Source organism: Pseudoduganella lurida (assembly GCF_007830455.1).
GTDB classification, from domain to species: Bacteria; Pseudomonadota; Gammaproteobacteria; order Burkholderiales; family Burkholderiaceae_D; genus Rugamonas; species Rugamonas lurida.
On record NZ_VLLB01000002.1, the window covers coordinates 156,701 to 180,515 of the forward strand.

The 23,815-nt window shown below is 67.5% G+C and carries 21 protein-coding genes; 10 read left to right on the top strand and 11 right to left on the bottom strand.

Going from position 1 to position 23,815, the window contains the following annotated elements; all coding sequences use genetic code 11:
* Positions 1-160: 160 nt before the first annotated feature.
* Entirely contained in the window at positions 161-1,252 is a 1,092-nt protein-coding gene (locus tag IP91_RS07410) for a GDSL-type esterase/lipase family protein (protein WP_145648196.1), read from the bottom strand.
* Positions 1,253-1,329: 77 nt separating this feature from the next.
* The gene (gene metE / locus IP91_RS07415) at positions 1,330-3,621 is read right to left on the bottom strand and encodes a 5-methyltetrahydropteroyltriglutamate--homocysteine S-methyltransferase (RefSeq protein WP_145648198.1); all 2,292 of its coding nucleotides are present in this window, start codon (positions 3,619-3,621) and stop codon (positions 1,330-1,332) included.
* 103 nt (positions 3,622-3,724) lie between these two features.
* Here metE and IP91_RS07420 point away from each other — a divergent pair, with 103 nt between their 5' ends.
* Both IP91_RS07420 and IP91_RS07425 read left to right on the top strand, forming a co-directional pair.
* Complete coding sequence (locus IP91_RS07420; RefSeq protein ID WP_145648200.1) at positions 3,725-4,621, top strand: LysR family transcriptional regulator; 897 nt, start codon at positions 3,725-3,727, stop codon at positions 4,619-4,621.
* A 164-nt stretch (positions 4,622-4,785) separates the two neighbouring features.
* Positions 4,786-6,978: a TonB-dependent siderophore receptor gene (locus IP91_RS07425; RefSeq protein ID WP_145648202.1), complete on the top strand. Its 2,193-nt coding sequence runs from the start codon at positions 4,786-4,788 to the stop codon at positions 6,976-6,978.
* Positions 6,979-7,001: 23 nt separating this feature from the next.
* Here IP91_RS07425 and IP91_RS07430 read toward each other — a convergent pair whose 3' ends face one another.
* The gene (locus IP91_RS07430; RefSeq protein ID WP_145648204.1) at positions 7,002-8,255 is read right to left on the bottom strand and encodes an SGNH/GDSL hydrolase family protein; all 1,254 of its coding nucleotides are present in this window, start codon (positions 8,253-8,255) and stop codon (positions 7,002-7,004) included.
* A gap of 99 nt (positions 8,256-8,354) precedes the next feature.
* Here IP91_RS07430 and IP91_RS07435 point away from each other — a divergent pair, with 99 nt between their 5' ends.
* Positions 8,355-9,278, top strand: a complete 924-nt coding sequence (locus IP91_RS07435) for a LysR family transcriptional regulator (protein WP_145648205.1) — start codon at positions 8,355-8,357, stop codon at positions 9,276-9,278.
* A gap of 15 nt (positions 9,279-9,293) precedes the next feature.
* Here IP91_RS07435 and IP91_RS07440 read toward each other — a convergent pair whose 3' ends face one another.
* From IP91_RS07440 to IP91_RS07465, 6 genes are all read right to left on the bottom strand, one after another.
* Positions 9,294-9,674 (bottom strand): cupin domain-containing protein, encoded by a 381-nt coding sequence (locus IP91_RS07440; RefSeq protein WP_145648207.1) that lies wholly within the window; start codon positions 9,672-9,674, stop codon positions 9,294-9,296.
* A gap of 135 nt (positions 9,675-9,809) precedes the next feature.
* Complete coding sequence (locus IP91_RS07445; RefSeq protein WP_145648208.1) at positions 9,810-10,520, bottom strand: GGDEF domain-containing protein; 711 nt, start codon at positions 10,518-10,520, stop codon at positions 9,810-9,812.
* Positions 10,513-10,908, bottom strand: coding sequence for a DUF1987 domain-containing protein (locus IP91_RS07450; RefSeq protein ID WP_145648210.1), 396 nt, complete (start codon positions 10,906-10,908; stop codon positions 10,513-10,515). Before IP91_RS07450 ends, IP91_RS07445 begins: the two co-directional genes overlap by 8 nt.
* Before the next feature lie 27 nt (positions 10,909-10,935).
* A complete protein-coding gene (locus tag IP91_RS07455; protein ID WP_145648212.1) occupies positions 10,936-11,493 on the bottom strand; it encodes a SiaB family protein kinase in 558 nt (185 codons plus the stop codon).
* 23 nt (positions 11,494-11,516) lie between these two features.
* Positions 11,517-12,749, bottom strand: coding sequence for a SpoIIE family protein phosphatase (locus IP91_RS07460; protein WP_229474062.1), 1,233 nt, complete (start codon positions 12,747-12,749; stop codon positions 11,517-11,519).
* 106 nt (positions 12,750-12,855) lie between these two features.
* Complete coding sequence (locus IP91_RS07465; RefSeq protein ID WP_145648214.1) at positions 12,856-15,573, bottom strand: bifunctional diguanylate cyclase/phosphodiesterase; 2,718 nt, start codon at positions 15,571-15,573, stop codon at positions 12,856-12,858.
* A gap of 147 nt (positions 15,574-15,720) precedes the next feature.
* Here IP91_RS07465 and IP91_RS07470 point away from each other — a divergent pair, with 147 nt between their 5' ends.
* Complete coding sequence (locus IP91_RS07470; protein ID WP_145648216.1) at positions 15,721-16,065, top strand: hypothetical protein; 345 nt, start codon at positions 15,721-15,723, stop codon at positions 16,063-16,065.
* Between the two features lie 8 nt (positions 16,066-16,073).
* Here IP91_RS07470 and IP91_RS07475 read toward each other — a convergent pair whose 3' ends face one another.
* The gene (locus IP91_RS07475) at positions 16,074-16,430 is read right to left on the bottom strand and encodes a carboxymuconolactone decarboxylase family protein (RefSeq protein ID WP_145648218.1); all 357 of its coding nucleotides are present in this window, start codon (positions 16,428-16,430) and stop codon (positions 16,074-16,076) included.
* 184 nt (positions 16,431-16,614) lie between these two features.
* On the opposite strand from IP91_RS07475, the gene IP91_RS07480 reads away from it, so the two are divergent.
* From IP91_RS07480 to IP91_RS07490, 3 genes are all read left to right on the top strand, one after another.
* Positions 16,615-17,238: a helix-turn-helix domain-containing protein gene (locus tag IP91_RS07480; protein WP_145648220.1), complete on the top strand. Its 624-nt coding sequence runs from the start codon at positions 16,615-16,617 to the stop codon at positions 17,236-17,238.
* Positions 17,235-17,762 carry an arsinothricin resistance N-acetyltransferase ArsN1 family B gene (locus tag IP91_RS07485; RefSeq protein ID WP_145648222.1) on the top strand — a complete coding sequence of 176 codons (528 nt, stop codon included), beginning with the start codon at positions 17,235-17,237 and terminating at the stop codon, positions 17,760-17,762. Before IP91_RS07480 ends, IP91_RS07485 begins: the two co-directional genes overlap by 4 nt.
* A 100-nt stretch (positions 17,763-17,862) precedes the next feature.
* On the top strand, positions 17,863-18,924 hold the full coding sequence (locus tag IP91_RS07490; RefSeq protein ID WP_145648224.1) for an AI-2E family transporter: 1,062 nt from the start codon (positions 17,863-17,865) through the stop codon (positions 18,922-18,924).
* 323 nt (positions 18,925-19,247) lie between these two features.
* Here IP91_RS07490 and glf read toward each other — a convergent pair whose 3' ends face one another.
* Positions 19,248-20,402, bottom strand: a complete 1,155-nt coding sequence (glf, locus tag IP91_RS07495; protein ID WP_145648226.1) for a UDP-galactopyranose mutase — start codon at positions 20,400-20,402, stop codon at positions 19,248-19,250.
* A gap of 297 nt (positions 20,403-20,699) precedes the next feature.
* On the opposite strand from glf, the gene IP91_RS07500 reads away from it, so the two are divergent.
* From IP91_RS07500 to IP91_RS07510, 3 genes are read left to right on the top strand one after another with little or no spacing between them, the layout of a single operon-like run.
* Positions 20,700-21,743: a patatin-like phospholipase family protein gene (locus IP91_RS07500; protein ID WP_229474072.1), complete on the top strand. Its 1,044-nt coding sequence runs from the start codon at positions 20,700-20,702 to the stop codon at positions 21,741-21,743.
* The gene (locus IP91_RS07505) at positions 21,740-22,792 is read left to right on the top strand and encodes an Lnb N-terminal periplasmic domain-containing protein (protein WP_371860602.1); all 1,053 of its coding nucleotides are present in this window, start codon (positions 21,740-21,742) and stop codon (positions 22,790-22,792) included. Before IP91_RS07500 ends, IP91_RS07505 begins: the two co-directional genes overlap by 4 nt.
* Positions 22,789-23,802: an EthD domain-containing protein gene (locus tag IP91_RS07510; protein ID WP_145648227.1), complete on the top strand. Its 1,014-nt coding sequence runs from the start codon at positions 22,789-22,791 to the stop codon at positions 23,800-23,802. The genes IP91_RS07505 and IP91_RS07510 overlap by 4 nt, the downstream gene beginning before the upstream one ends.
* Positions 23,803-23,815: the final 13 nt, after the last annotated feature.

Below are 23,815 nucleotides of genomic sequence, written 5' to 3' on the forward strand. Positions count from 1 at the left end.
AGCACGCCGCCATGTCCTGCTGCCGCGGCACGCTGTGTCCTTATCTGCTGCCGCGGGGCCGGCGAAGGAACGCGATCGCCATCCCCGCGGCGCCAGCGCTGAACGGAACCCCGGCGCCCTGCCACGTTCCAGCAAGGCCCTGCCCTGCGGCGGCCCGCCCCTACCAGCCCATCTGCTCGCGCAGGTGCTTCTCCAGCAGCACGGCATTGGCCTGGTGATGCCGCAAGCGGGGGTGCTTGGCGAAGCCGGTGAACGGGAACACCAGCGTGCTCAGATGCCGGTCGCCGTCCTGACGCAGCTGCGCCACCGCGGTCGCCACGTAGCCGGGCCAGCGCGAACCGGCTTCGGTGGCATCCATGCTGCCCAGTGCGCACACGATATGCGCCTGCGGATAACGTGCGCGGATCTGTGCCACGAAGGCACGGTAGCGGCGCACGCGTTCGGCGTCGTCCGGCACCGGCTGCAGCCGCTTCTCGCGGTCGATCAACCATTTGTCGTTCTGCATCAGGTTGATGACCACCACCTGCGGCGTCCAGCGCCCGAAGTCCCACGCGGAGGCATTGTCGTCCACCGCGTCCAGCTGGTCGAAGTACTGCGGCATCGTCCACGGGAACCAGCTGATCATCACGCCGATGCCGCTCTTCGAGATGAAGTGCGCCTCCGCGTCCACCGCGCGCGCAGCGATGGCGGCGTAGGACAGGAAACTGTTCTTCTGCGCCGGCAGGTCGTCCGGACCGTCGTCCGGCGCCTCGTTGCCCATCGCGCTGGTGATCGAATCGCCATAGAACTCGATGCGCCGCTGCGGGCGCGCCGGCGGGTCCCCCAGCGTGGCGCCGTCGGCCAGTTCGAGACCGCGGAACACGGTGGCGCCTTCCTCGCCTTCGGTGCGCTTCGTGACCAGGAAGCGGTGCGGCCCGGCGGCCAGGCCGCTCGCCACCGTGTAGGTGCCGCTGCCCTTCGCCGCGTGCACCACCTGCGGCCTGGCCACGTCGCCGTCGATGAAGACATTGAAGTAATTCCGGCCGCGCTGGTCATCGAGTTTCAGCGCCAGCGTGCTGCCGGTGAACGTGCCGGCGATGCCGGTGCCGGGCCAGGACAGCACGGGCGCGGCCGGATCGGCGAAGTCGATGCGCCCCGTGTACTGCAGCTTCGGGTCGGACGGCGCAACCGTGACGGCGGCACTGCACGGCCCCGCGCAGAGGAACGTGGCCAGCGCGAGCGCGCCGGCGAAGGAACGTGGTCTGGATTGCATGGGTCTCCCGTGGCAGCGCGGCCATTGTTGTCGTGAACTCTATCGTGATGACCGCGATTGTAGCCCCGCCGCGCGCGCTACGCTGCCGCGCGCAGCTCCTTCGCCGCCGCTACCATGTTGGCCAGTGCCGGCAGCACCTCGGCCCACTGCCGCGTCTTGAGGCCGCAATCGGGATTGACCCACAGCCGCTCGGCCGGCACGCGCTGCGCCGCCTTCGTCATCAGTCCCACGATGTGTTCGCGCGAAGGGATGTTCGGCGAATGGATGTCGTACACGCCCGGGCCGATCTGGTTCGGGTACCTGAAATGGTCGAAGGCGTCGAGCAGCTCCATGTCCGAGCGGGAGGTCTCGATCGTGATCACGTCCGCATCCATGCCGGCGATCGAGGCGATGATGTCGTTGAACTCGGAATAGCACATGTGCGTGTGGATCTGCGTTTCGTCGCGCACGCCATTGGCCGCGATGCGGAACGACTCCACCGCCCAGTCCAGGTACTCGCCCCACTGGGCGCGGCGCAGCGGCAGGCCTTCGCGCAATGCCGCCTCGTCGATCTGGATGACTCGCACGCCGGCCCGCTCCAGGTCCAGCACTTCCGCGCGGATCGCCAGCGCCAGCTGCCGGCACGAGGCGGCGCGCGGCTGGTCGTCGCGCACGAAGGACCAGTTCAGGATCGTCACGGGCCCCGTCAGCATGCCCTTCATCGGCTTGTCCGTGAGCGACTGCGCATAGGCCGTCCAGGCCACCGTCATCGGCTGCGGGCGGCTGATGTCGCCGAACAGGATCGGCGGCTTCACGCAGCGCGAACCGTACGACTGCACCCAGCCGTTCTGGCTGAACGCGTAGCCCTCCAGCTGCTCGCCGAAGTATTCCACCATGTCGTTGCGTTCCGCCTCGCCATGCACGAACACGTCCAGTCCCAATGCTTCCTGTTCGCGCACGCTGCGGGCGATCTCGGCCTGCATCGCGGCCTGGTAGCCGGCGCTATCGAGCGTGCCGGCCTTGAAGGCGCTGCGCGCATGGCGGATCTCGGGCGTTTGCGGGAACGAGCCGATCGTCGTGGTCGGATAGGCCGGCAGCCGCAGCAGGGCCGCCTGCTTCCGTGCGCGCTGCGCGTAGGCGCTGGCGCGGCGTCCCAGGTTCGCATCGATCTTCGCCACGGCCGCCTGCACGGCCGGAGCGTGCACGCGGGGCGAGCTGCGGCGCGCGGCGAGGGCCGCCGCATTGCCGGCCAGTGCCTCCTTGACGGCGTCGCGCCCATCGCGCAGCGCGGTGCCGAGGAGGCGCAGCTCATCGAGCTTCTGCAGCGCGAAAGCCAGCCAGGACTTGATGTCGCCATCGAGCTTCGTCTCGTTGGCCAGGTCGACCGGCACGTGCAACAGCGAGCACGATGGCGCGATCCACAGGCGCTCGCCCAGTTGCGCGGCCAGGGGCTCCAGCCAGTCCAGCACCGCGTTCAGGTCCGTCTTCCAGATGTTGCGGCCGTTGATCACGCCCAGGGAGAGTACCTTGTGCGGCGACAGCAGGTTCAGGAGCGGGCGGATATCGTCGCGGCCGTTGATGGCATCGACGTGCAGGCCGGCCACCGGCAGGTTCGCGGCCAGGTACTGGTTGTCCTGCAGCTGGCCGAAGTAGGTGGCCAGCAGGATTTTCACACGGCAGCCTTTCAGCTCGTGATAGGCGAGATTGAAGGCGTGCTGCCAGTCGGCGTCCAGTTCCGTGACCAGGACCGGCTCGTCGATCTGCACCCACTGTGCGCCCGCTTCGACCAGCGCGTCGAGCAGCTGGGCGTAGGCCGGCAGGATACGGGGCAGCAGATCGAGCTTGCTGGAGCCATCCTTCGCCTTGCCCAGCGCGAGGTAGGTCAGCGGGCCGATGATGACGGGCTTGGCATCGACGCCCTGCTCCCGGGCTTCGGCAAGCTGCGCCAGCAGGCGCGAGGCATCCAGCGTGAATGGCGTCTGCGCCGTGAACTCGGGCACGATGTAGTGGTAATTGGTGTCGAACCATTTCGTCATCTCGCCGGCCGCGACGCCGCCGCAGCAGGCAGCGTGTGCTTCGCCGCCCTGCGCGGAGCGGCCGCGCGCCACGCGGAAATAATTGTCCAGCGGGTCGCCGTGGAAGTCCTGCACGCGTTCCGGCAGGTTGCCGAGGGCGAAGCTCATGTCCAGCACCTGGTCGTAGAACGAGAAGTCGCCGACCGGCACGAGGTCGAGGCCGGCCTGGTCCGCCCAGTGGCGGCGGCGCAGTGCGGCGCCCAGCGTCGTCAATGCCTCGCGGGACGTTTCGCCCTTCCAGTAGGATTCCAAAGCGAATTTCAGTTCGCGGCGTGCGCCGATGCGGGGGAAGCCCAGGTTGTGGATGGTGGTCATGTGTGTTCCGTTCTGTGATCGATGGCGCCATGGTAGAGATGACAATCGATGACGTAAAATGGTCTTTTCTCACACATCGATGAGTTCTTCTCATAGGAAGCCCATGCTCGAACGGATCCACCTCGCCGTGCTGCTCGAAGTCGAGAAGCAGGGTTCGCTGACGGCTGCCGCCGAAGTGCTGCACGTGACCCAGTCCGCCCTCAGCCACAGCATGAAGAAGCTGGAAGGCCAACTCGGCACGGACGTATGGCTGCGCGAAGGCCGCCAACTGCGCTTGACGCAGGCGGGCCAGTACCTGCACGCCGTGGCGCAGCGGCTGCTGCCGCAGCTGGAACTGGCCGAGGAACGCCTGCGCCAGTTCGCCCAGGGAGAACGGGGCACGCTGCGCATCGGCATGGAATGCTCCCCCTGCTACCAGTGGCTGCTGAAGGTCGTCACACCCTACCTGGCCGAGTGGCCGCAGGTGGATGTCGATGTGAAGCAGAAGTTCCAGTTCGGCGGCATCGGCGCGCTGTTCGGCTACGAGATCGACCTGCTGGTCACGCCCGACCCGCTGTACAAGCCGGGCCTGCAATTCGAACCCGTGTTCGACTACGAACAGGTGCTGGTGGTGGCAGCGGACCACCGGCTGGCCGGCGCGCCCTACGTCAAGCCGACCGACCTGACCGACGAAGTGCTCATTACTTATCCCGTGGCCACCGACCGCCTCGACATCTTCAACCATTTCCTGGTGCCGGCCGGTGTCACCCCGCGCCGCCACAAGACCATCGAGACCACCGACATCATGCTGCAGATGGTGGCCAGCGGCCGCGGGGTGGGCGCCCTGCCGCGCTGGCTGGTGGAGGAATACGCGGGAAGGATGGCAGTGGTGCCGGTCCGGCTGGGCGAGGCCGGCATCGCCAAGCAGATCTTCGTCGGCTCGCGCGAGGCCGATCTCGCCACGGATTATCTGAAGGCGTTCATCGCGCTGGCACGCGCGCCCTTGCCGTCCAGCGCCTGACCGTCAGCTCAGCAATAAAACCTTGTGGTTGCAAGGTTTTCATTGACAATTAAATGCGAATCGTTATCATTTCGTTTCTTTTGACGACAATCGCCCCTTGCGCGCCGCGCGCGGACGGTGATTGTCACGATCTGCAGTCAGGATCTTCACTCACCGGGATGACAATGAACAAGTACGGAAGCGCCGGCCGGCGCCGCAAGTTGGGCCGATTCACGATGTATGCGGGCCTCGCCCTGCCCCTGGCCGCCGCGCAGGCCCAGACACAGAGCGGCGACCAGGCCGTGATGCAGCAGGTGGAAGTCACGGCCGAGAAGCTGGGCGACACGGCCGGCGCCTACATCACCCGCGAATCGCGCACCGCCACGCCACTCAGCCTGTCCGCCCGCGAAACGCCGCAGTCCGTCACCGTCATCACGCAGCAGCGCATCGAAGACCAGAACCTGCAGTCCATCACGGACGTGGTCAACAACGCCACCGGCGTCTCCGTCAACCAGTACGAATCGCACCGCGCCGGCTTCACGGCGCGCGGCTTCGACATCGACAACCTGCAGATCGACGGCATCCCCACGACCTGGCAGGCGCAATGGAGCGGCGGCGAAACGCAAAGCAGCCTGGCGCTGTACGACCGCGTGGAAATCGTGCGCGGCGCCACCGGCCTGCTGACGGGCGCCGGCAATCCTTCCGCCGCGCTGAACCTGGTGCGCAAGCGCGCCAACAGCAAGGTGCTGACCGGTTCCGCCGAAGCGGGCATCGGCAGCTGGGACGAGCGTCGCGCCGCGGCCGACGTCGCCATGCCGCTCAATGCGGATGGCACCATCCGCGCCCGCGTGGTGGGCGAGATCAAGAAGGGCGACAGCTGGCTCGACTTCGGCAAGACCGACAGCAAGACCATCTACGCCACGGTGGAAGCGGACCTGGGCGCGAACACGCTGCTGACGGCCGGCTTCAGCCGCCAGGACGATGACCCGAAAGGCCCGACCTGGGGCGGCCTGCCCTACTGGTACACGGACGGCACGGTGGCCAACTGGGACCGCTCGAAGACGACGGCAGCCGAGTGGACCCACTGGCACACCACCTACAACAACGCGTTCGCCGAAGTGGAGCACAACTTCGAGAACGGCTGGAAGGTGCGTGCCACCTACTCGCGCGGCGACCGCAAGGGCGATTCCTTCCTGCTGTACCTGTCCGGCACGCCGGACCGCACCACGGGCGCCGGCCTGTTCCCGTTCACGGGCGCCTACAAGACCGGCACCAAGCAGGAAGACGCCGGCGTGCACGTCAGCGGCCCGTTCACGCTGGCCGGCCGCCAGCACGAAGCGGCCTTCGGCTACCTGCACATGAAGCAGGACTTCCTGTCCGAGAACCGGGCGGCCGACTTCGGCAATGCCGACGAGTCGATCGTCGACTTCAACAACTGGAACGGCGCGGCCTATCCCCGTCCGACCTTCGGCGCACCGACCTTCTACGAAAGCAGCACGACGAAGCAGGACGGCCTGTACGCCATGGCGCGCTTCTCGATCACCGATCCGCTCAAGCTGATCGTGGGTGCGCGGTCCACCAACTACGAAAAGACCGGTGTCGGACTTTACACGGCCGAGTACCGCATCAAGAACGACCATGAAGTGACGCCATACGCGGGCCTGGTCTACGAGATCAATCCGACCTATTCCGCGTACGCCAGCTACACCGACATCTTCCAGCCGCAGAACCTGAAGGACTTCAACGGCGACCAGCTGGAAGCCATCGTCGGCAAGAGCAGCGAGATCGGCATCAAGGGCGAGTTCCTGGACAAACGCGTCAACACCTCGCTGGCCGTGTTCCAGATCAAGCAGGACAACCTGGGCCAGGCTGCCGGCACCCGCCTGAACGCCAACGGCCTGCCGGAGACCTACTACCGCGCCGCCAAGGGCGCCAAGAGCGAAGGCTTCGAGGCCGAAGTGTCCGGCGAACTGGTGCGCGGCCTGAACGCCAGCGCCGGCTACTCGCAGTTCCGCGCCAAGGATGCCACCGGCGTGGACTTCAACAGCATCTACCCGCGCAAGCTGCTGCGCACCTTCGTCACGTACAAGGTGCCGGGCCAGCTGGCCGGCCTGACGGTGGGCGGCGGCGTGAACTGGGAAGGCCGCACCTACACGGTCGATCCGACCGCGCCGGCCAACACCAACGGCCTGCTGGAACAGGAATCGCACGCGCTCGTCAACCTGATGGCGCGCTACGAGTTCAACCACCAGCTGTCCGCCCAGCTGAACGTGAACAATGCGTTCGACAAGAAGTACTTCGCCATGTTCGCCGCGTACAACCAGATCACGTACGGTGCGCCGCGCGGCGCCACGCTGGTGTTGAAGTACAAGTTCTGATGTAGTCGAAGGTCGGGCGCAGGTCAAGGCCGCGGGACTACCGCGGCCTCCCGGTCCTGCGCCTGCAAGGCCCCGATCACGACGGCTGCCGCCATCGCGCGGTAGCCGGCATCGCCCGGATGCAGGTGGTCGCCCGAATCGTAGTTCCCCTTCATGCGCTGCGGCCTGGCCGGATCGCGCAGCACCGCATCGAAGTCCACGACGGCATCGAACGCGGCGCCGAGACGGATCCAGTCGTTCAGCCGCTGCCGCAGCGCTTCCTTCTCCGGACTGTAGTGCCCTGCGTAGGGCGTGCCTTCCAGCGCATGCTCGAATGGCGGCAGCGTGCCGCCGGTCACCCGCACGCCGCGCGCATGGGCCGCCGCGATCACCTGCCGGAAACCGGCCTGCAGCTGCGCCAGCGTCGTCATCGGCTCGCCGGGTGCGAACGGGCTGCCGGGCCAGCCGATATCGTTGGTCCCCAGCAGCACGACCAGGTTCGTCACGCCGGGCTGCTCCAGCACATCCGCACCGAGGCGCGCCATGGCCCGTTCGCCCATGCCGTCGTGCAGCAGGCGGGCACCGGAAATGCCCGCGTTCGCCACGGCCACGCCGTGCGGTGCCAGCCGTTCGGCCAGCACGTCCGGCCAGCGGCGGTTGCGGTCCGGTGTCGACCCGTTGCCGTCCGTGATCGAATCGCCCAGCGTGACGACGGTGCGCGGCGTGCCGGCCGTTTCCACCAGCACGCCAGCGAGGAACAGGCGGCCGTTGACCTGCGTGCCGTGCACGAGCGGGGCGGCCGCAGTGCGGTTGCCCGCTGCGATGGCGAGCGTCTGCTGGCCGCCCCAGTGGAACGTCGTCACCGGCGTGTGCCGCGGGAAGTAGCTCGATACGGTCAAGGTGGACAACGGCGCGACCGCCAGCGCCACCGGATCGCTCGTCACCTGCGCACCGGGTGCGATGACCACGCCGGGCTGGCCGCCGAAGGTGACGGCCTGCCCGGTAGTGGATGCCGGCCCCACCCGCGCGGCGCCGAGCGCGACCGGCGCGCTGCCGTAGCGGTTCGAGTAGACGAGACGCAGCCGCGTGCCGCCCGCGCTCAGGCGCAGCGACTCGCACACCGTCTCGTCGTCCAGCGCCCCAGGCACGCCGGTGGGCAGCAGGAAATCCGCGCCCCACACGGGCTGCGGACTGGCGTACCAGGAGGTCGCCCACCGTTCGCCGGAGTGGGCGGCGAATGGCAGGCCGAGGGTAAAGGCGCAAAGCAGTGCGGCGGACCGCTGGGAGAAAACTGGCATGGTGGCTCCTTGGGAAAAGACCACGATAGCCCATGCCTTTTTCGCGCGGTAGGCGGCAAAAAATCATATACTTCATGCCATTCTGGAATGAGATAAACCATGGACACACTGCGCGCCCTACGCTTCTTCGTGCGGACGATGGACCTGGGCAGCCTGTCGGCGGCGGCCCGCGAGCTGGGCACCACGCAGCCGACCGTCAGCAAGGTGCTGGCCGGCCTGGAACGGGAACTGAACGTGCGGCTGCTCGAGCGCAGCACGAAGGGGCCGGTGCCCACCGAACAGGGCCTGCGCTTCTACGATCATGCGACCGGCGTGCTGGAGCGGTACGAAGCGGCGCTGGGCAGCGTGCAGGAAGCCAACGGCCAGGCCACCGGGTTCCTGCGCATCTGCGCACCGGTGGCGCTGGGCCAGTTCCGCATCAACGCGCTGGTGCAGGCCTTCCTGGCGCGGCATCCCGGCATCAGCGTGGAGCTGATCCTGGATGACCGCTTTGCCGACCTGGTCGAGGAAGGCATCGATATCGCCCTGCGGCTCGGTGCGCCGCTGCCGCCCAGCGCCATCGCCCGCCATCTGGCCGTGGTGCCCCGCTTCTTCGTCGCCGCGCCGGACTACGTGCAGCGCCGCGGCATGCCGCGCGCCCCGCAGGACCTGGCGTCACACGATTTCGTGCGCTTCGCCTGGTCGCCCGGCACCAGCGTGGACATGCACCGGCGCGGGCAGGTCGTGAAGGCGGCCGTCCACAGCCGCTTCCGGGTCAACAATGCGCTGGCGATCCGCGAGGCGCTGGTCATGGGCGCCGGCATCGGCCTGTGCCCGGAATGGCTGGTGCACGACCTGATCCAGGCGGGAACGCTGGTGCGCGTGTGTCCCGGCTGGTCTGCCAGCGCGCAGGACCTGCACCTGCTGTATCCGTCGCGCCGCTACCAGCCCGAGCGCACCCGGCTGTTCATCGACTTCATTGCCGAGGGGTTTCACGGGGTGCCGGGCTTCCGCAAGCCAGCGGCGCGAACCGCGCGCGCCTGACGCCACCAGTCCCGGTCAGGCCGGACGCTGCTGCGTGCCCTCGCCGCGCGTCACGTGCAGCATGCGGCTGGGCGCCAGCACCTTCCCCGTATGCCACACGCCGCGCGGCACCACGACGGCGCCGCTCCCTTCGAGCGCCACCTTGCGCAGGCCGGTCGCTTCTTCCAGGTGCAGCTCCATCGCGCCGGACAGCAGGTACACGAATTCGTCGGCATGCGGGTGCATTTCCCAGTTCGGCCAGTCCGCCGTGAATGCGAACTCCGTCACGAGCCAGCCGCTGCCGCAGCTGTCCATCTCGGCTTCGGGCAGGCGCCAGAAGGCATCGCCACCGGGCAGCTCGCGGGCCGCGCCGCTGTCGGCCAGGTGCACATAGGTTTGCTGGGGATTCAGGGACATGGTGCCTCCGTCGAAGAAAGTCAACGCATCGGGTATTGCGGTCGGGACGATGTTAGCAGGAGACTGTCGGCAGCAGGAGGTTGTCAGGAGGATGGTAGAGGATGCCTGCCCCGCCAGGCGACACCACCGCGCCCGTCAATGCATGTCCAGCCGCACCAGGTTGCGGCCGTCGCGCTTGGCGCGGTACAGCGCCGCATCGGCGCGGCTGTACGCCACCGGGAAGGTGGTGCCGCATGGGTACCAGCCGGCCCCGAGGCTGGCCGTGACGGGACGGGTGATCGGCCAGGCGTGCTGCACCTGTGCGACGGCGCTGCACAGCGTGTTGGCCAGCTGGACCACCTGCGGCATGCCGATGCCGGGGCAGACGATGGAGAACTCCTCGCCGCCCACGCGGCCGATCACGGCCGTGCGTGGCAGGTGGCCCTGCAGGCAGTCGACGACGGCGCAGATCACGGCATCGCCGACCGGGTGGCCGTATTCATCGTTGATGCGCTTGAAGTGGTCGATGTCGAGCACGATCAGGCCCACCGATTCGACCTGCAGCAGGTGCGTGGCGTGGTCGATCAGTGCACCGCGGTTCAGCGCGCCCGTCATGGGGTCGTGGCTGGCGCGGTGCTGCAGCTGGCTGGCGAGCTGCTGCAGTTCGCGGTTCAGCTGCTGCATCTCCCGTTCCGCGCGGTCGCTGCGCTGGATCAGCCGGCGCGTCTCGCGCATCAGCCGTTCGTAGTGCGTCATCAGCTCGCCCAGCATGCGGCGGTGCTGCTCGCCGCCGTCCGCCACGGCAAACGTCTCGCGGGCCCGCACCAGGGCCTGGTACTCGGCGGCGAACAGGTCCGGCTCAACCATCCTTGCGGTCCAGCATGCGCTCGACGAAGTGGAGCGCCGGGCAGTCCTCGCGCAGTTCCTCGCCGAATTCGTGGCTCACTTCATCTTCCTCGTCGCGGTACCAGTTCAGCGTGACGGTATTGCCGGCCAGCGCCGCCTCGTTCAGCGCGTCGAAGAAGCCGAACAGCATCTTGGTGCTGGAGCTGTTGAAGTAGGCCAGCGACACATTGACCTCGATCGGACAGGACTCGCAGCTGTCGAGGTAGGCGCGCACGCCGTGGATGACGGGGCCGTAGAAGGCGGCGGCGTTTTCCGGATAGGACTCGCCGCGGATCGACAGGCGGTGCTGGTCGAACTCGAACGAGACTTCCGGCGAAGTGGCGGTGGCGGGGATGTAGAGCGATTCCATAGTCATGCGGGCAGGGGGCAGTGCGGATCAGATGGTGGCGGCGATGCAGAACACGGTGCGCGAGGCATCGTCCGCATCGGGCAGGAAGTGGAAGTCGAGCGGGCCGCTGGCTTCGCGGGCCATCGTCAGGAAGCCGATGCCGGCGCCCTTGCTGTCTTCCGGCGTGGGGGCGCGCAGCGCGGCCTTGTATGCGGCGCGGATCTCGTCCACCGTCATGGCGCGCAAGGGTTCCAGGCGGGCGCGCAGGTCTTCCACCCTGTCGCTGGCGATCGGGTTCGCGCACAGCATGTAGAACGCCTCGCCTTGGCGGCCGATGCACACGGCGCCACCGCGCATCTGGCCATCGCGCTGGTCGGCCGGCGTGAGCGCATCGGCCGAGTAGTGCATGACGTTCTGCGACATCTCCACGAACGACGAGAAGATGCGGCGGCTGGTGGGCCCTGCCGTGCCGGCCGCGTTCAGGCGCGCCTTGATGGTCTCGGCAATCGCGCTCACCACGTGCTGCGAGAAGTATCCCGAATAGAAGAAGATGACCTGCCGCTTGCTGGCGGCATGCCAGAACTCCTGGAACTGCGTGTAATGCATGAAGAGTGGCTCCTGGTTGACGGTCATGGACGGCAGCAGAAGAAGGTCACGTCGTCGCGGCGCGGCTGCTGCCCCTGCCATGCCGCGAGTTCGGCCTGCAGCCGCGTGGCCAGCTCCGGTGCCGGCAGGCCACGCTGGCCCGCCAGCAGGTCGCGGGCGCGGCGCTTGCCGAACGAGATGTCGCGCGGACCGCCGATCTGGTCGGTCAGGCCGTCCGTGGTGGCGAACAGCAGCGTGCCTGGCGCCATGGCGATGCGCTGCGTGGGCCACACATGCGCGGCCGGCGTGTCGCCGTAGCCAACGCCCATGCGGCCCGGTTCCGCTTCGCGCCAGTCGTCCGCGTCCGGCGCCAGCAGGAACAGGCCGATGCGCGCGCCGGCATAGGCCAGCTCGCGGCGTTCGGCATCGAACCACAGCACGGCGGCATCGAGGCCGTCGTTCGATTCGGCGTCCGCCACCTCGCTGCCGTGCTGGCCCAGCATCGCCTTCACGCCACGGTTCAGCTCTCCCAGCAGCAGGCCCGGTTCGCGCGGGCCGTGCGTCTGCAGGGCCTGGTTCAGCAGCGACGACGCGATCAGCGTCATGAACGCGCCCGGCACCCCGTGGCCCGTGCAGTCGGCGATCACGGCGCACCAGCCATCGTCGCCGGCCGCGAAGTGGTAGAAGTCGCCGCCCACCACGTCGCGCGGCTCCCACACCAGCGCGGCATCCGGCAGGGCCGCGGCCAGCGCTTCGTTGGAGGAGCGCAGCAGCGCACGCTGGATCACGCTGGCGTATTCGATGCTGAGCATGACCTGGCGGTTCTTCTCGGCCTGCATGGTGGCCACCACGTTCATCAGCTGCAGGCCGAAGCCCACGCCTTGCAGCACGCCGTCGCGGGTGATGATGAAGCCGTCCGCCAGCGCCTTTTCGCCCGACTCCACGGCGCGGAAGGTGAGCGCCTCGATCGACAGGTCCGCCTCGACGACGAGGGGCTCCTTGTCCATGAAGGCGATGCAGCTCTTGCGGCCGTACAGCTCCTGGTAGAACGGCTTGGACATCTGCGACATGAAGATATTCCGGCTGATCAGGCCGATGGGGTGGCCCTCCTCCACCACGGGCACCGTCATCAGGTCGCGGCGCTCCGTGAACAGCTGCAGCACATCGGCGTTCGTGCTTTCCACGGGCATGGCGATGGTGGGCACGCACAGCTCGCCGGCGGTGCGCTGGCGGGGGCGCGGCAGGTGGTGGCGCGAGGCGTTGAAGGGATGGGTCATGGCACTCTCTGACAGTTGCCTGAATTCTACAAAGAGTTTGTGACTGAAAGATGACGGAAGGGTGACATCGGTGCCATCGAGCGAAAACAGGCGACGCTGGCGCGGCTCACATGCAGCGTAACGCGGGCGGCCCGGTGAGCAGCAGCTGTGGCGCCAGCAACAGCTGTTCGGCGCGCGCGGCAGGCATCGGCTGCGCGAAGAAGTAGCCCTGCGCCTCCTCGCAGCCGAGCGCCATCAGCGCATCGAGCTGGGCGCGTGTCTCCACCCCTTCGGCCACGACACCCATGCCGAGCGCCTTGGCCATCGACACGATCGCTTCGAACAGCGCGCGGCCCTCGCGCGACACCGTCAGCTCGGTGGTGAAGGCGCGGTCGATCTTCAGCACGTCCATCTGCAGCCGCTGCAGCTGCGCCAGCGACGAGTAGCCGGTGCCGAAATCGTCCACGTGCAGCCGCACGCCCAGCGCGCGCAGCGACGCCAGTTCCTGGCGCACGTCGCTGCCCTCGGCGATGATGGCCGACTCGGTGATCTCCACCTCCAGCAGCGCCGGCGGCAGGTGGTGCTTGGCCAGCAGCATGGCCAGGTGGGCATGCACGCCGCCCCGTTCGAACTGCTGCGGCGAGACATTGATCGACAGCGGCACCAGCGGCAGGGCGCGCGCGCGCCAGTCGGCCAGCTGGGCACAGGCCCGCTCGACGACGAAGCGGCCGATCGCCGCGATCAGTCCGCTCTCCTCGGCAATCGGAATGAAGACCACCGGCGCGATCGTGCCGAGCAGCGGGTGGTGCCAGCGCAGCAATGCCTCCATGCTGCTCAGACGGCCCGTGGCCAGGTCCACGCGCGGCTGGTAATGCAGTTCGAGCTCGCCCCGCTCGACGGCCTGCTGCAGGTACTGGCGCAGTTCGATGCGCGCCGCCGTGGCCCGGTACAGCTCGGGATCGAAGAACCGGTGCCGGCCGCCGCCTTCCGCCTTGGCCGCGTACATGGCGATGTCGCCGTGCTTGATCAGCGTGTTCGCATCGGCGCCATCGCCGGGAAAGCGGCTGATGCCGATGGAGACGCTGACCAGGTGCTGTTCGGCCGCGATGGTGAACGGCTCCGTCAGGGCCGTGACGATGCGGCCGGCGATCGTGGCCAGCTCGCCCTGCGTGCCGGCCGGGTCGATCAGCACCACGAATTCGTCGCCGCCCAGCCGCGCCACCGTGTCGCCCGGCCGGAGCAGCCGGCCCAGGCGCCCGGCGGCCTGCTTGAGCAGCTCGTCGCCAACGCCGTGGCCGCGCGTGTCGTTGACATGCTTGAAGTCGTCCAGGTCCAGGAAGAGCAAGCCGAAGGCGGTGCCGTTCTGCGCCGCATCCGCCACCGCGCGCGGCAGGTGGCGCGTCAGCCAGGTGCGGTTCGGCAGCGCCGTCAGCACATCGTAGTTGGCCAGGTACAGCAGTTCTTCCTCGTAGGCCTTGCGGTCGCTGACGTCCTGCAGCGTGATGGCCAGGCCATTGCCGATGCGGACCAGCCGGCGCCTGCCCCAGCCGATCTGCATGCGGCGCCCGCCCGGCATCTGGTGCTCGTCCTCGAAGATCCCGGTGCGCATCGCCTCGTGGCAGGCGTCGAGCAGCGTCCCGCCGTATTCCTGCTCGATGGCGGCGATGCGCCGGCCCACCAGGTCCGCCCGCTCCAGCCCGTAGAAGGAGGCGCCCCGCTCGTTGCAGTCGACCATGTCGAAGTCGACCACCCTGCCCGCGCTGTCGCGCACCGCGCTGGCCATATAAAAACCGTCCTTGGCGTTTTCGGTGGCGGCGCGGTAGGCACGGCGGATGTCGCGCTCCTCGCCGCGGCGGCGCTGGACACGGCGCGTCAGCTCGGCCAGCGCCATGCTGCTGGCCAGCAGCCCGGAAGCAAGTACGGCCCAGGAACGGCGCTCGTGTGCTGCCTCGGCCCCCGCCGCGGCCAGCGCTTCGTCCGCCGCGACGCCGGCCACGGCGACGACGGGATAGGCGCTGGAATGGTGCCACGCCACCAGCCGCGCGCGGCCATCGCTGAAATCGGCCGCGGGCAGCTGGGTCGCCCCGGCATCGCCCGACATCGCCGGTGCGCTGCTGAACAGGGAGTGCCGGGTGGCGCCGGCATCCGTGGCGCCATGGGACTCCAGGCGCAGGTCGCCCTCCGCCGCCAGCACGGCCAGCAGGCCATGCGTGCCCAGCGCGCGGTCGTTGTAGAAGCCCGTCAGGTAGCGGCTGTCGATCAGCAGGGACAGGATGCCGCCGAAGCGGTCGTCCGCATGTTCCAGGCGCCGGGTGATGCGCAGCGTGTGCTGGCGCGCACCGCTGTCGCCGGGCGCAACGCCGATGCGCATGGCGCTGGAGTTGTTGTCGCGATGGTAGGCGAAGGCGGTGTCCCGGCCGGTGTCCGATGCGCGGTTCGGGTGCAGTGCCGTCACCACCTGGCCGCGCGGGCCGATGACCGCCACCTGGAGGAAGGCACTGTCCGTGAACATGCCCTGGCGGCGCAGTTCGGCCAGGTCCAGGCTGCCGCTGCCCTGCTCCCAGCTCTGCCGCAGCTGCATGGAGATCTGGTCGAATTCCGCCAGCGAGCGGGTGAGATAGCGTTCGTAGCCTTCCGCGTACGAACGCACCTCGCGCAAGGCGCCCTGCTCGGCCCGCACCTTCGCCTCGTCGAGATCGTTCTGCAGCACGAGCCAGTGCAGGCCGCTGCCGAGCAGCGCCAGCACCGGCCAGAGGAAGGGAAGCAGCTTCGGGGAGGCGGGGAGCAGGCGCGCCGGGAAGAGTGCCGCAAGGGCGCGGCAGGCATGGGAAACGTGGCGGCACATATGCCCGGCATCCTATGCGAGCGATGTTACACGGCAATGACACGGGATCGGAAGACTGCGCCACAACAGCCGCTCAACCAGCCGGGCTGCCTGCCCGGGCCGCTGCACGGTGCGCCGCGATGCGCCCGCGCCTGTTATGCTGCGGCCATGACTACCGATACCGATATTGAACTCTCCGGCCCGTTCAAGGCCACCGATGGCGGCGGCCAGGCGCTGGACGTGAAAGCCATCCGCATCTTCGACGAAGGCTACGGCATCATCGACGTGTACGTGGACTTCGCCAAGCCGCTCGACGGCGGGCACAAGGATCCGGTCCTGCTGCGCGCGATCGTCGAACGCCTGCGCGCGCTCGGCTACAAGGGCCCGGACTTCGGCCTCAGCGATGCCGGCCTGCAGGAAAGCAAACTCATCGTGCTGGAAGCGCCCGAGGAGTTTGCCGCGTTTGCCAAGAGCCGCGGCTGGAAGAACCTGGCCGAAGAGTTCGACGAGTAAGTCCCGCTTCAGTCGGGCTGCCAGGCGTCCTCCGTGGCCGCCACGGCATCGAGCACGCGCACCGAATAGATCATTGCCGAGCCCGCATTCAGCGCGATCGCCACGCCGAGCGCCTCGGCGATCTCCTCCCTCGTGGCCCCAGCGTCCAGCGCATTGCGCGTGTGGATCGTGATGCACCCATCGCAACGGGTGGTGACAGCCACCGCCAGTGCGATCAGCTCATGGATCTTCGGCTCCAGCTTCCCGGAGGCGGCCGCCGCGCCGTCCAGCGTGCGCACGCCGCGCACCACGTCCGGGTTGAGCTGCCCTAACTCACCGATGCGGTCGAGCAGCGCGCTGCGATAGGCATTCCAGTCCTGCATCATGACGTCCTCCGTTGGCGGCAGAAACAAGGTTGGATGCCCCGCCGCGCGTTTCGCTCCGTGCGCCGCCAGTGTGTTTGCGGCGTCTCAATGGCACTTGCCAGTCAGACATCGGACGCCCGTTGGCACGCGTTGCATCGCCCACCAATCCAGTATACAAGCATAAATCGTCCGGTATAATGGACGCATGGATATCAACGAACTGATCGCCCAGCGCGTGCGCGGCCTGCGCGAGACGAGAGGGCTCTCGCTGGCGGCGCTGGCCGGGCAAAGTGGTGTGAGCCGCTCCAACATCTCGCTGATCGAGCGTGGCGAAAGCAGTGCCACGGCCACCGTGCTGGACAAGCTGGCTGCGGCGCTGGGCGTGCCCGTCGCTTCGCTGTTCGAACGGGCGGCCGACGACACTTCGCCGGTCGCGCGGCTGGCGGCACAGCCGGTGTGGCAGGACCCGGCATCCGGTTACGTGCGCCGCAGCCTGTCGCCGCCGGTGCCGTCGCCGATCCAGCTGGTCGAGATCGTTTTCCCGCCCGGCCAGCGCGTGGCCTACGAGACGGCGGAACGCGAGATCGACATCCACCGCCAGGTGTGGATCATCGAAGGCGCGATGGAAATCACGCTGGGCGACACGCCGTTCTCGCTGCAGGCCGGCGACTGCCTGGCACTGCGGCTGGACGGCCCGATCGCGTATCACAATCCGGGCTGCGTCGCGGCACGCTATCTGATGGCGCAGGTGAGTGCGCAGATGAGTGCGCAGATGAGTGCGCAGAGCGGGATGAAAAAGACGAACCGGACGACCAGGAGCGACAGATGAACGAAACGATCCGGCTCGCCACGGCGGCCGATGCGGCGGCCATCGCCACCATCTACAACCACTACATCGGCACGACCACCATCAGCTTCGAAGAAGTGCCGGTGTCCGCCGACGCGATGGCGCAACGCATCGCCGATGTGGGCCAGCGGCTGCCCTGGTACGTCTGCCTGCAGGACGATGCGGTGGTCGGCTATGCCTATGCCACGCCCTGGCGGGTGCGCAGCGCCTACCGGTTTTCCGTCGAAACCTCGGTGTACCTGGACGCTGCCCGCACGGGCCGGGGCATCGGCGCGCGCCTGTACCGTACCCTGCTCGACGAACTGCGCGCACGGGGACTGCGCGTGGTCATCGGCGGCATCGCCCAGCCCAACGCGGCCAGCGTGCGGCTGCACGAGTCGCTCGGCTTCGTCAAGGTGGCGCACTTTTCCAACGTGGGGCAGAAGTTCGGCCGCTGGGTCGATGTCGGCTACTGGGAGCTGCAGCTGCACTCCGCGCCAGAGGAAGGTACGGCAGCCGCACGCTAATGTTTGGCAGGTCACCGAAACGCCACATCGTGCTACGAAACAGCGTAGCGATCGTCTAAGATGGCCCGGCGCCGAACGGGCATTTACTGACTAGGAAAATATGAAGCAATACACTCTGCCGCAAACGTCGTTCCTGCTGCTGCTGGGCCTCATCACGCTGGCCTTCTTCTGGATTCTCGTCCCGTATTCGGGCGCCGTGTTCTGGGGCATGGTGTTTGCCATCGTGTTCGCGCCGCTGCATTACCGCCTGCTGAACATGACGGGCAACCGCCCCACCGCCGCCGCCCTCACCGGCCTGCTGCTGATCGTGCTGATGGTGATCCTGCCCGTCACGCTGATCACGATCTCGCTGGTCGACCAGGCGGCATCGGTGTACGACATGATCAATTCCGGCCAGATCGATTTCGGCGCGATGTTCCGCCAGGTGGTGCATGCGCTGCCCTCGTGGGCCGTGTCGCTGCTGGAGCGCTTCGAGCTGACCAACATCGCCGCGCTGCAGGCCAAGCTGACGGCGGGCGCCGCGCAGATCAGCCAGTCCGCCGCCAAGTACGCGATCAGCTTCGGCAGCAAGACGATGGACTTCCTCGTCAGCCTCACCGTGATGCTGTACCTGCTGTTCTTCCTGTTCCGCGATGGCACCACCATGGCCGCGCGCATCCGCCGTGCCGTGCCGCTGAGCGAGCGCTACAAGGCACCGCTGTTCGAGAACTTCATCACCGTGATCCGCGCCACCGTCAAGGGCAATGTGCTGGTGGCGATGGCGCAGGGCGCCCTGGGCGGCCTGGCGTTCTGGTTCCTCGACGTGCCGGGTCCGCTGCTGTGGGCCGTCGTGATGGCGTTCCTGTCGCTGCTGCCGGCCATCGGCGCGGCCATCGTCTGGGGCCCGGTCGCCGTCTACTTCCTCGTCACCGGTTCGATCTGGCAGGGCGTCGGACTGACCGTGTACGGCGTGGCCGTGATCGGCCTCGTCGACAACCTGCTGCGCCCGCTGCTGGTCGGCAAGGACACCAAGATGCCGGACTACCTGGTGCTGCTGTCCACCATCGGGGGCATGGCACTGTTCGGGCTCAATGGCTTCGTCATCGGCCCCGTCATCGCCGCGCTGTTCCTGGCCTGCTGGGAGCTGTTTGCGCGCGAGAACGAGTTCCACGTCGAGGGCTGAGCACCTGGCGATTCCACGGCGCGCAGTTCTGCGCCCGTGAATCCGTGACACGAGCACAAAGGCTCGGCATTGGAAGGCCCCATGTAAAAAGACCGGCGCTGCTGCCAGCGCCGGTCTTTTTTATGGACGTCACGACGCCACGGGTGCATTCCATGGCACGGTGCCAGTGGCACGGTGCCAGGCACCAGGACACGGGGTGATTGGCACGGTGCCTGGCACCAGGACACGGACTCGACAGTTGATGACGTAAAAAAGACCGGGCTGTCACCAGCGCCGGTCTTTTGCTTGCGGCCGTCGAGACGACGCCGCGTTCGGCTCGCGAATCAGCCCAGGGGATTGATCACGAAGGCCGGCATCTTGGCCTGGCCGTCGGCGGTGCCGAGGAACTTGTCGGCCACGTCCAGCGCTTCGCCGATCGTCACGTCCATGTCCAGGTAGCGGTAGGTGCCGAGGCGGCCGACGAAGGTGACGTTCGGTTCCTCGTTCGCCAGCTTCAGGTATTTCTCCAGCTGCACCTTGTCGTCCGCCATGCGGATCGGGTAGTACGGCGTGTCTTCCGGCTCGCAGGCGCGGCTGTACTCGAAGTAGCAGATGGTCTTCTCGTGCTGCTCCCACGGCGCGAAGTGCTTGTGCTCGGTGATGCGCGTGTAGGGCTGCGCATTGTCGCAGTAGTTGATCACGGCATTGCCCTGGTAGTCGCCGTCGGCGCGCAGTTCCTTGAAGTCCAGCGTGCGGTACGGCAGGCGGCCTTCCTTGTAGCCGAACCACGCATCGATCGGGCCGCTGTAGAACACGTGCGCGTACTCGGCCTTGCGGGCCGGGTCGAACGGCGTGTTCAGGTGCAGCGTGATGCCCTCCGTGTCCAGCATGTTCTCGACGAGCGGCGTGTAGCCGTCCTTCGGCATGCCCTGGAACTTGTGGCTGAAGTAGTTGTCGTCGTAGTTGAAGCGCACCGGCAGGCGCTTCAGGATGCTGGCCGGCAGCTGCGTCGGGTCAAAGCCCCACTGCTTGATCGTGTAGGTCTTGAAGAACGCCTCGTACAGGCCGCGGCCCACGAAGCGCAGAGCCTGGTCTTCGAAGGTGACAGGGTTCTCGATGGTCTTGTCGCCCTGCTCGGCCAGGAATGCCTGGGCTTCCGCGGGGCGCAGCGTCTTGCCGAAGAACTGGTTGATCGTCAGCAGGTTGATCGGCAGCGTGTACACCTGGTTGTTGGTGATGGCCTTGACGCGGTTGACGTAGGACTTGAATTCGCCGAACCGGTTAATGAATTCCCACACTTTCTCGTTATCCGTGTGGAAGATATGCGGCCCATATTTATGGACCATCACGCCCGTTTCCTGGTCGCGTTCCGAGTAGCAGTTGCCTGCCACATGTGCGCGCGCTTCGAACACTTCGACGCGATAACCTGCCTTGGCAAGCTGATGCGCGATGACCGCGCCGGAGAAACCTGCCCCAATGATTGCGACGTTTTTGTTCATTACGCTCTAGTGATAGTAGTTGAAGGAATTCTGCCGTGCCGATCGTGACGGGACGTTACTCGAGCGTGCCGGCACGGATCGCGCCGGCGGCTGCCTCATCCATATACCTGCGCCGCATGCACCCAGCGCCCCGATTCAATCAGCCTTGGTTGAAAGATAACACCAACACCCTCCGGGCGTCCGTTCGCTTGCGCACATAGCTGAGCAGCTCCGTAGACTGCGCGCGAACGGCGGCGCTTTCGCTACACTGCGGCGAACGGCACCGCATCGCGCGGTGCCAATGCCAGGGAGGTTCGCTTGTTGATCAGGGAAACGAGGCCCGTCAGTCTGGGCCTGCAGGGCGGCGGCACGTACGGTGCCTTCACGTGGGGCGTGCTGGACCGGTTGCTGGACGAAGAACACCTGCAGTTCGACAGCTTCAGCGGCAGCAGCGCCGGCGCCATCAATGCCGTCGTGCTGGCCGACGGCTATGCGCATGGCGGCGGCCGGCAGGGCGCGCGGGCAGCACTGACGCGCTTCTGGACCACGCTCGGTTCGCTTGCCACGTTCAGCCCGATGGGCCGCACGCCGCTCGACCGCCTGCTGGGCGGCTGGGCCATGGACCTGTCGCCGGCGTATCACCTGCTGGAGATGGCCGGTGCGCTGGCCGGTCCCACGCTGGAAACGCCCCTGTCGATGAACCCGCTGCGCAACTTCCTGACGACGATGGTCGACTTCGACCGCGTGCGCGGCTGCGAGGAACTGCAGCTGTTCATCGCCGCCACCAACGTCAAGACCGGACTGGGCCGCATGTTCACGCGCGCCGAACTCGATCCGCAGCGCGTGCTGGCCTCGGCCTGCCTGCCCACCGTGTTTGCCGCCGCCGAGGTCGACGGCGAGAGCTACTGGGACGGCAGCTATGTCGCGAATCCGCCGCTGGCACCGCTGCTGGAGCGTCCGGCGCGGGACGTGATCGTGGTGCAGAACAACCCGATCGCCCGCGCCACCGCGCCGCGCAGCCAGGCCGACATCGCCAACCGCTCCAACGAGATCGCCTTCAACATCAGCTTCGCGCGCGAGATGAGCACGCTGCTCAATGCGGGCGGCGTGCCCGAGGAAGGGCGCGGCGCGACGATGACGTTCGCGCCAGTACGCGTGCACCTGATCAGCGGCGCCGAACTGCTGGCGCAGTACGAGATCTCCAGCAAGTTCAATGCGGAGATGGCCTTCCTGCAGCACCTGCACGATGCCGGCGTGGCCGCCGCCGAAACCTGGCTGCAGGAACACGGCGCCAACCTGGGCGTGCGCACCACGGTGGACAAGGTGCCCGTGTTCTACCCGGACCGGGCCGCCTCCGCGTGACGGCGTCGTCGTCTCCCCCGGCCGGCCTGCGGCGCCTGCCGTGGCTGCTGCTGGCAATAGCTGCCCTGCTCGTCACCGCGTGGGGCGCGCTGGCGCTATGGTTCCAGTTGTCCGGCGGCCTGGCCATCGCCGCGATCGCGGCCTGGTGCGCGGCCGGTCTTGCAGGCACGGTGACCTTGTGGCGCGCCGGCCGCGTGCGGCATCGGCGTGCCGTCATCGCGTCCACCATGCTGGCCGTATTCGTCATGGCCGGCTGGTGGCATGGCATCGCACCTTCGCACGACCGCCAGTGGGCCGACGACGTGGCGCGGCTGCTGGAATCGGCAGTGCACGGCGACCAGGTCACGCTGCGCAACGTGCGCAACTTCGACTGGCGCACCGAAACGGACTACGCGCCCCGCTGGGAAACCCGCCAGTACGACCTGCGCCAGCTGCAGTCGGCCGACCTGTACCTGTCCTACTGGATGGGCCCGCACATCGCGCACACGCTGGTGTCGTTCGGCTTTGCCGATGGCCGCAAGCTGGCGTTCTCGCTGGAGATCCGCAAGGAACGCCAGGAATCGTTTTCGGCAATCGGCGGCTTCTTCCGCGAATTCGAGGAAGTGATGATCGCCTCGGACGAGCGCGACATCATCCGCACCCGCAGCAACGCCCGCCACGAACAGGTCTACATCTACCGCGTCAAGGCCAGCAAGGCGCAGCTGCGCGCCGTGTTCCTCGCCTACCTGGAAGAAGCGGCGAAGCTGCGCCACGCACCGGCGTTCTACAACACGCTCACCAGCAACTGCACCACCGTCGTGTTCGACCTGGCGCGCCAGATCGCGCCGGGCCTGCCGATGGACTACCGCCTGCTGGCCTCCGGCCATTTCGCCGAATATGCCTACGACCAGGGCGCGCTGGCGCCGGGCTACACCTACGCCCAGCTGCAGCAGCGCGGCCACATCAACGCCCGTGCCACGCAGGCCGATGCGGATGGCGCCGATTTTTCGGCCGCGATCCGCGCCGGCGTGCCGGGCATCTCCTCACCCCAATCTCAAGGAACACCATGAGCACCGATTTCGACCGCAGCGACAACCTGCACCGCCCGCCCCTTGGCCAGACCAGGGGTTCCACCACGAAGCCGCTGATCGTCACACCCACCTTCGTCAGCCGCGTCGATGCCACGCCGCGCGGCGAACGCCCGCAGGACAGCGGCGCATCGAAGAGCCGCCACGGCCACGAGATCCATTTCCCCAACTGGCGCCCGGGCGCGCTGGCACTGGAAGGCAACCAGAACCTGGCGTTCGAACACTGGGACGAATACTGGCGCAAGGTGCACGGCCCCAAGTTCGCATGGGACGAACCGGGCAGCTCGTCGGACCTGGTGCTGCGCTACGACCAGGTGCACCGCATCGCCTCCGGCCCCTCCTCGCTGTTCCCGCCGCCGTACCGCGCGATGATCGGCGACGATGGCCGCCTGCCGTCCGATCCCGAAAAGCACGTGCCCGAATACCGCCGCCCGCGCTGGGACGGCTTTGCGTACATCACCTACGCGGAGGAAGCGGATATCGAGCGCACACTGGGCCAGGAAAAATTCGACCAGCGCATCGTGGCGGATGAACAAGTGGCCTTCCGCATGGTCACGCGAGAGATTACCCGCGAGTACATCCTGATCCCCAGCGAGCGGCACCGCGATGCGGTCAGCCTCGTGATGATCCACATGCGCGCCGAAGGGTTGAGCCGGGAAGACTTCCAGCGCCGGCTGCTGGACGAGCACGCGCAGCTGGTGCTTGCGAACCCGGCCACGAAGGAATTCGTGCGCCGCTACGCGCAGCTGCACAATATCGGGTCGACGCAAAAGGATCCGGAAGGCAGCAGGATCGATGCCGTGTCGGTGCTGTCGTTCGCGTCGCTGAACGACGTCGAAGACTACCTGGTCAGCGACGGGTATGCCGCCATCGCCCAATCGCTCGCGGCGCTGACGGGCGACGGGTCGGAGTGGTGGACCGGCATCAACTACAGCGTGATCAACCGGCTGATGCCGGAACTGGCAACCGATCTGAACGAAGCGACGGGGTGAGAGCAGCCCGCTG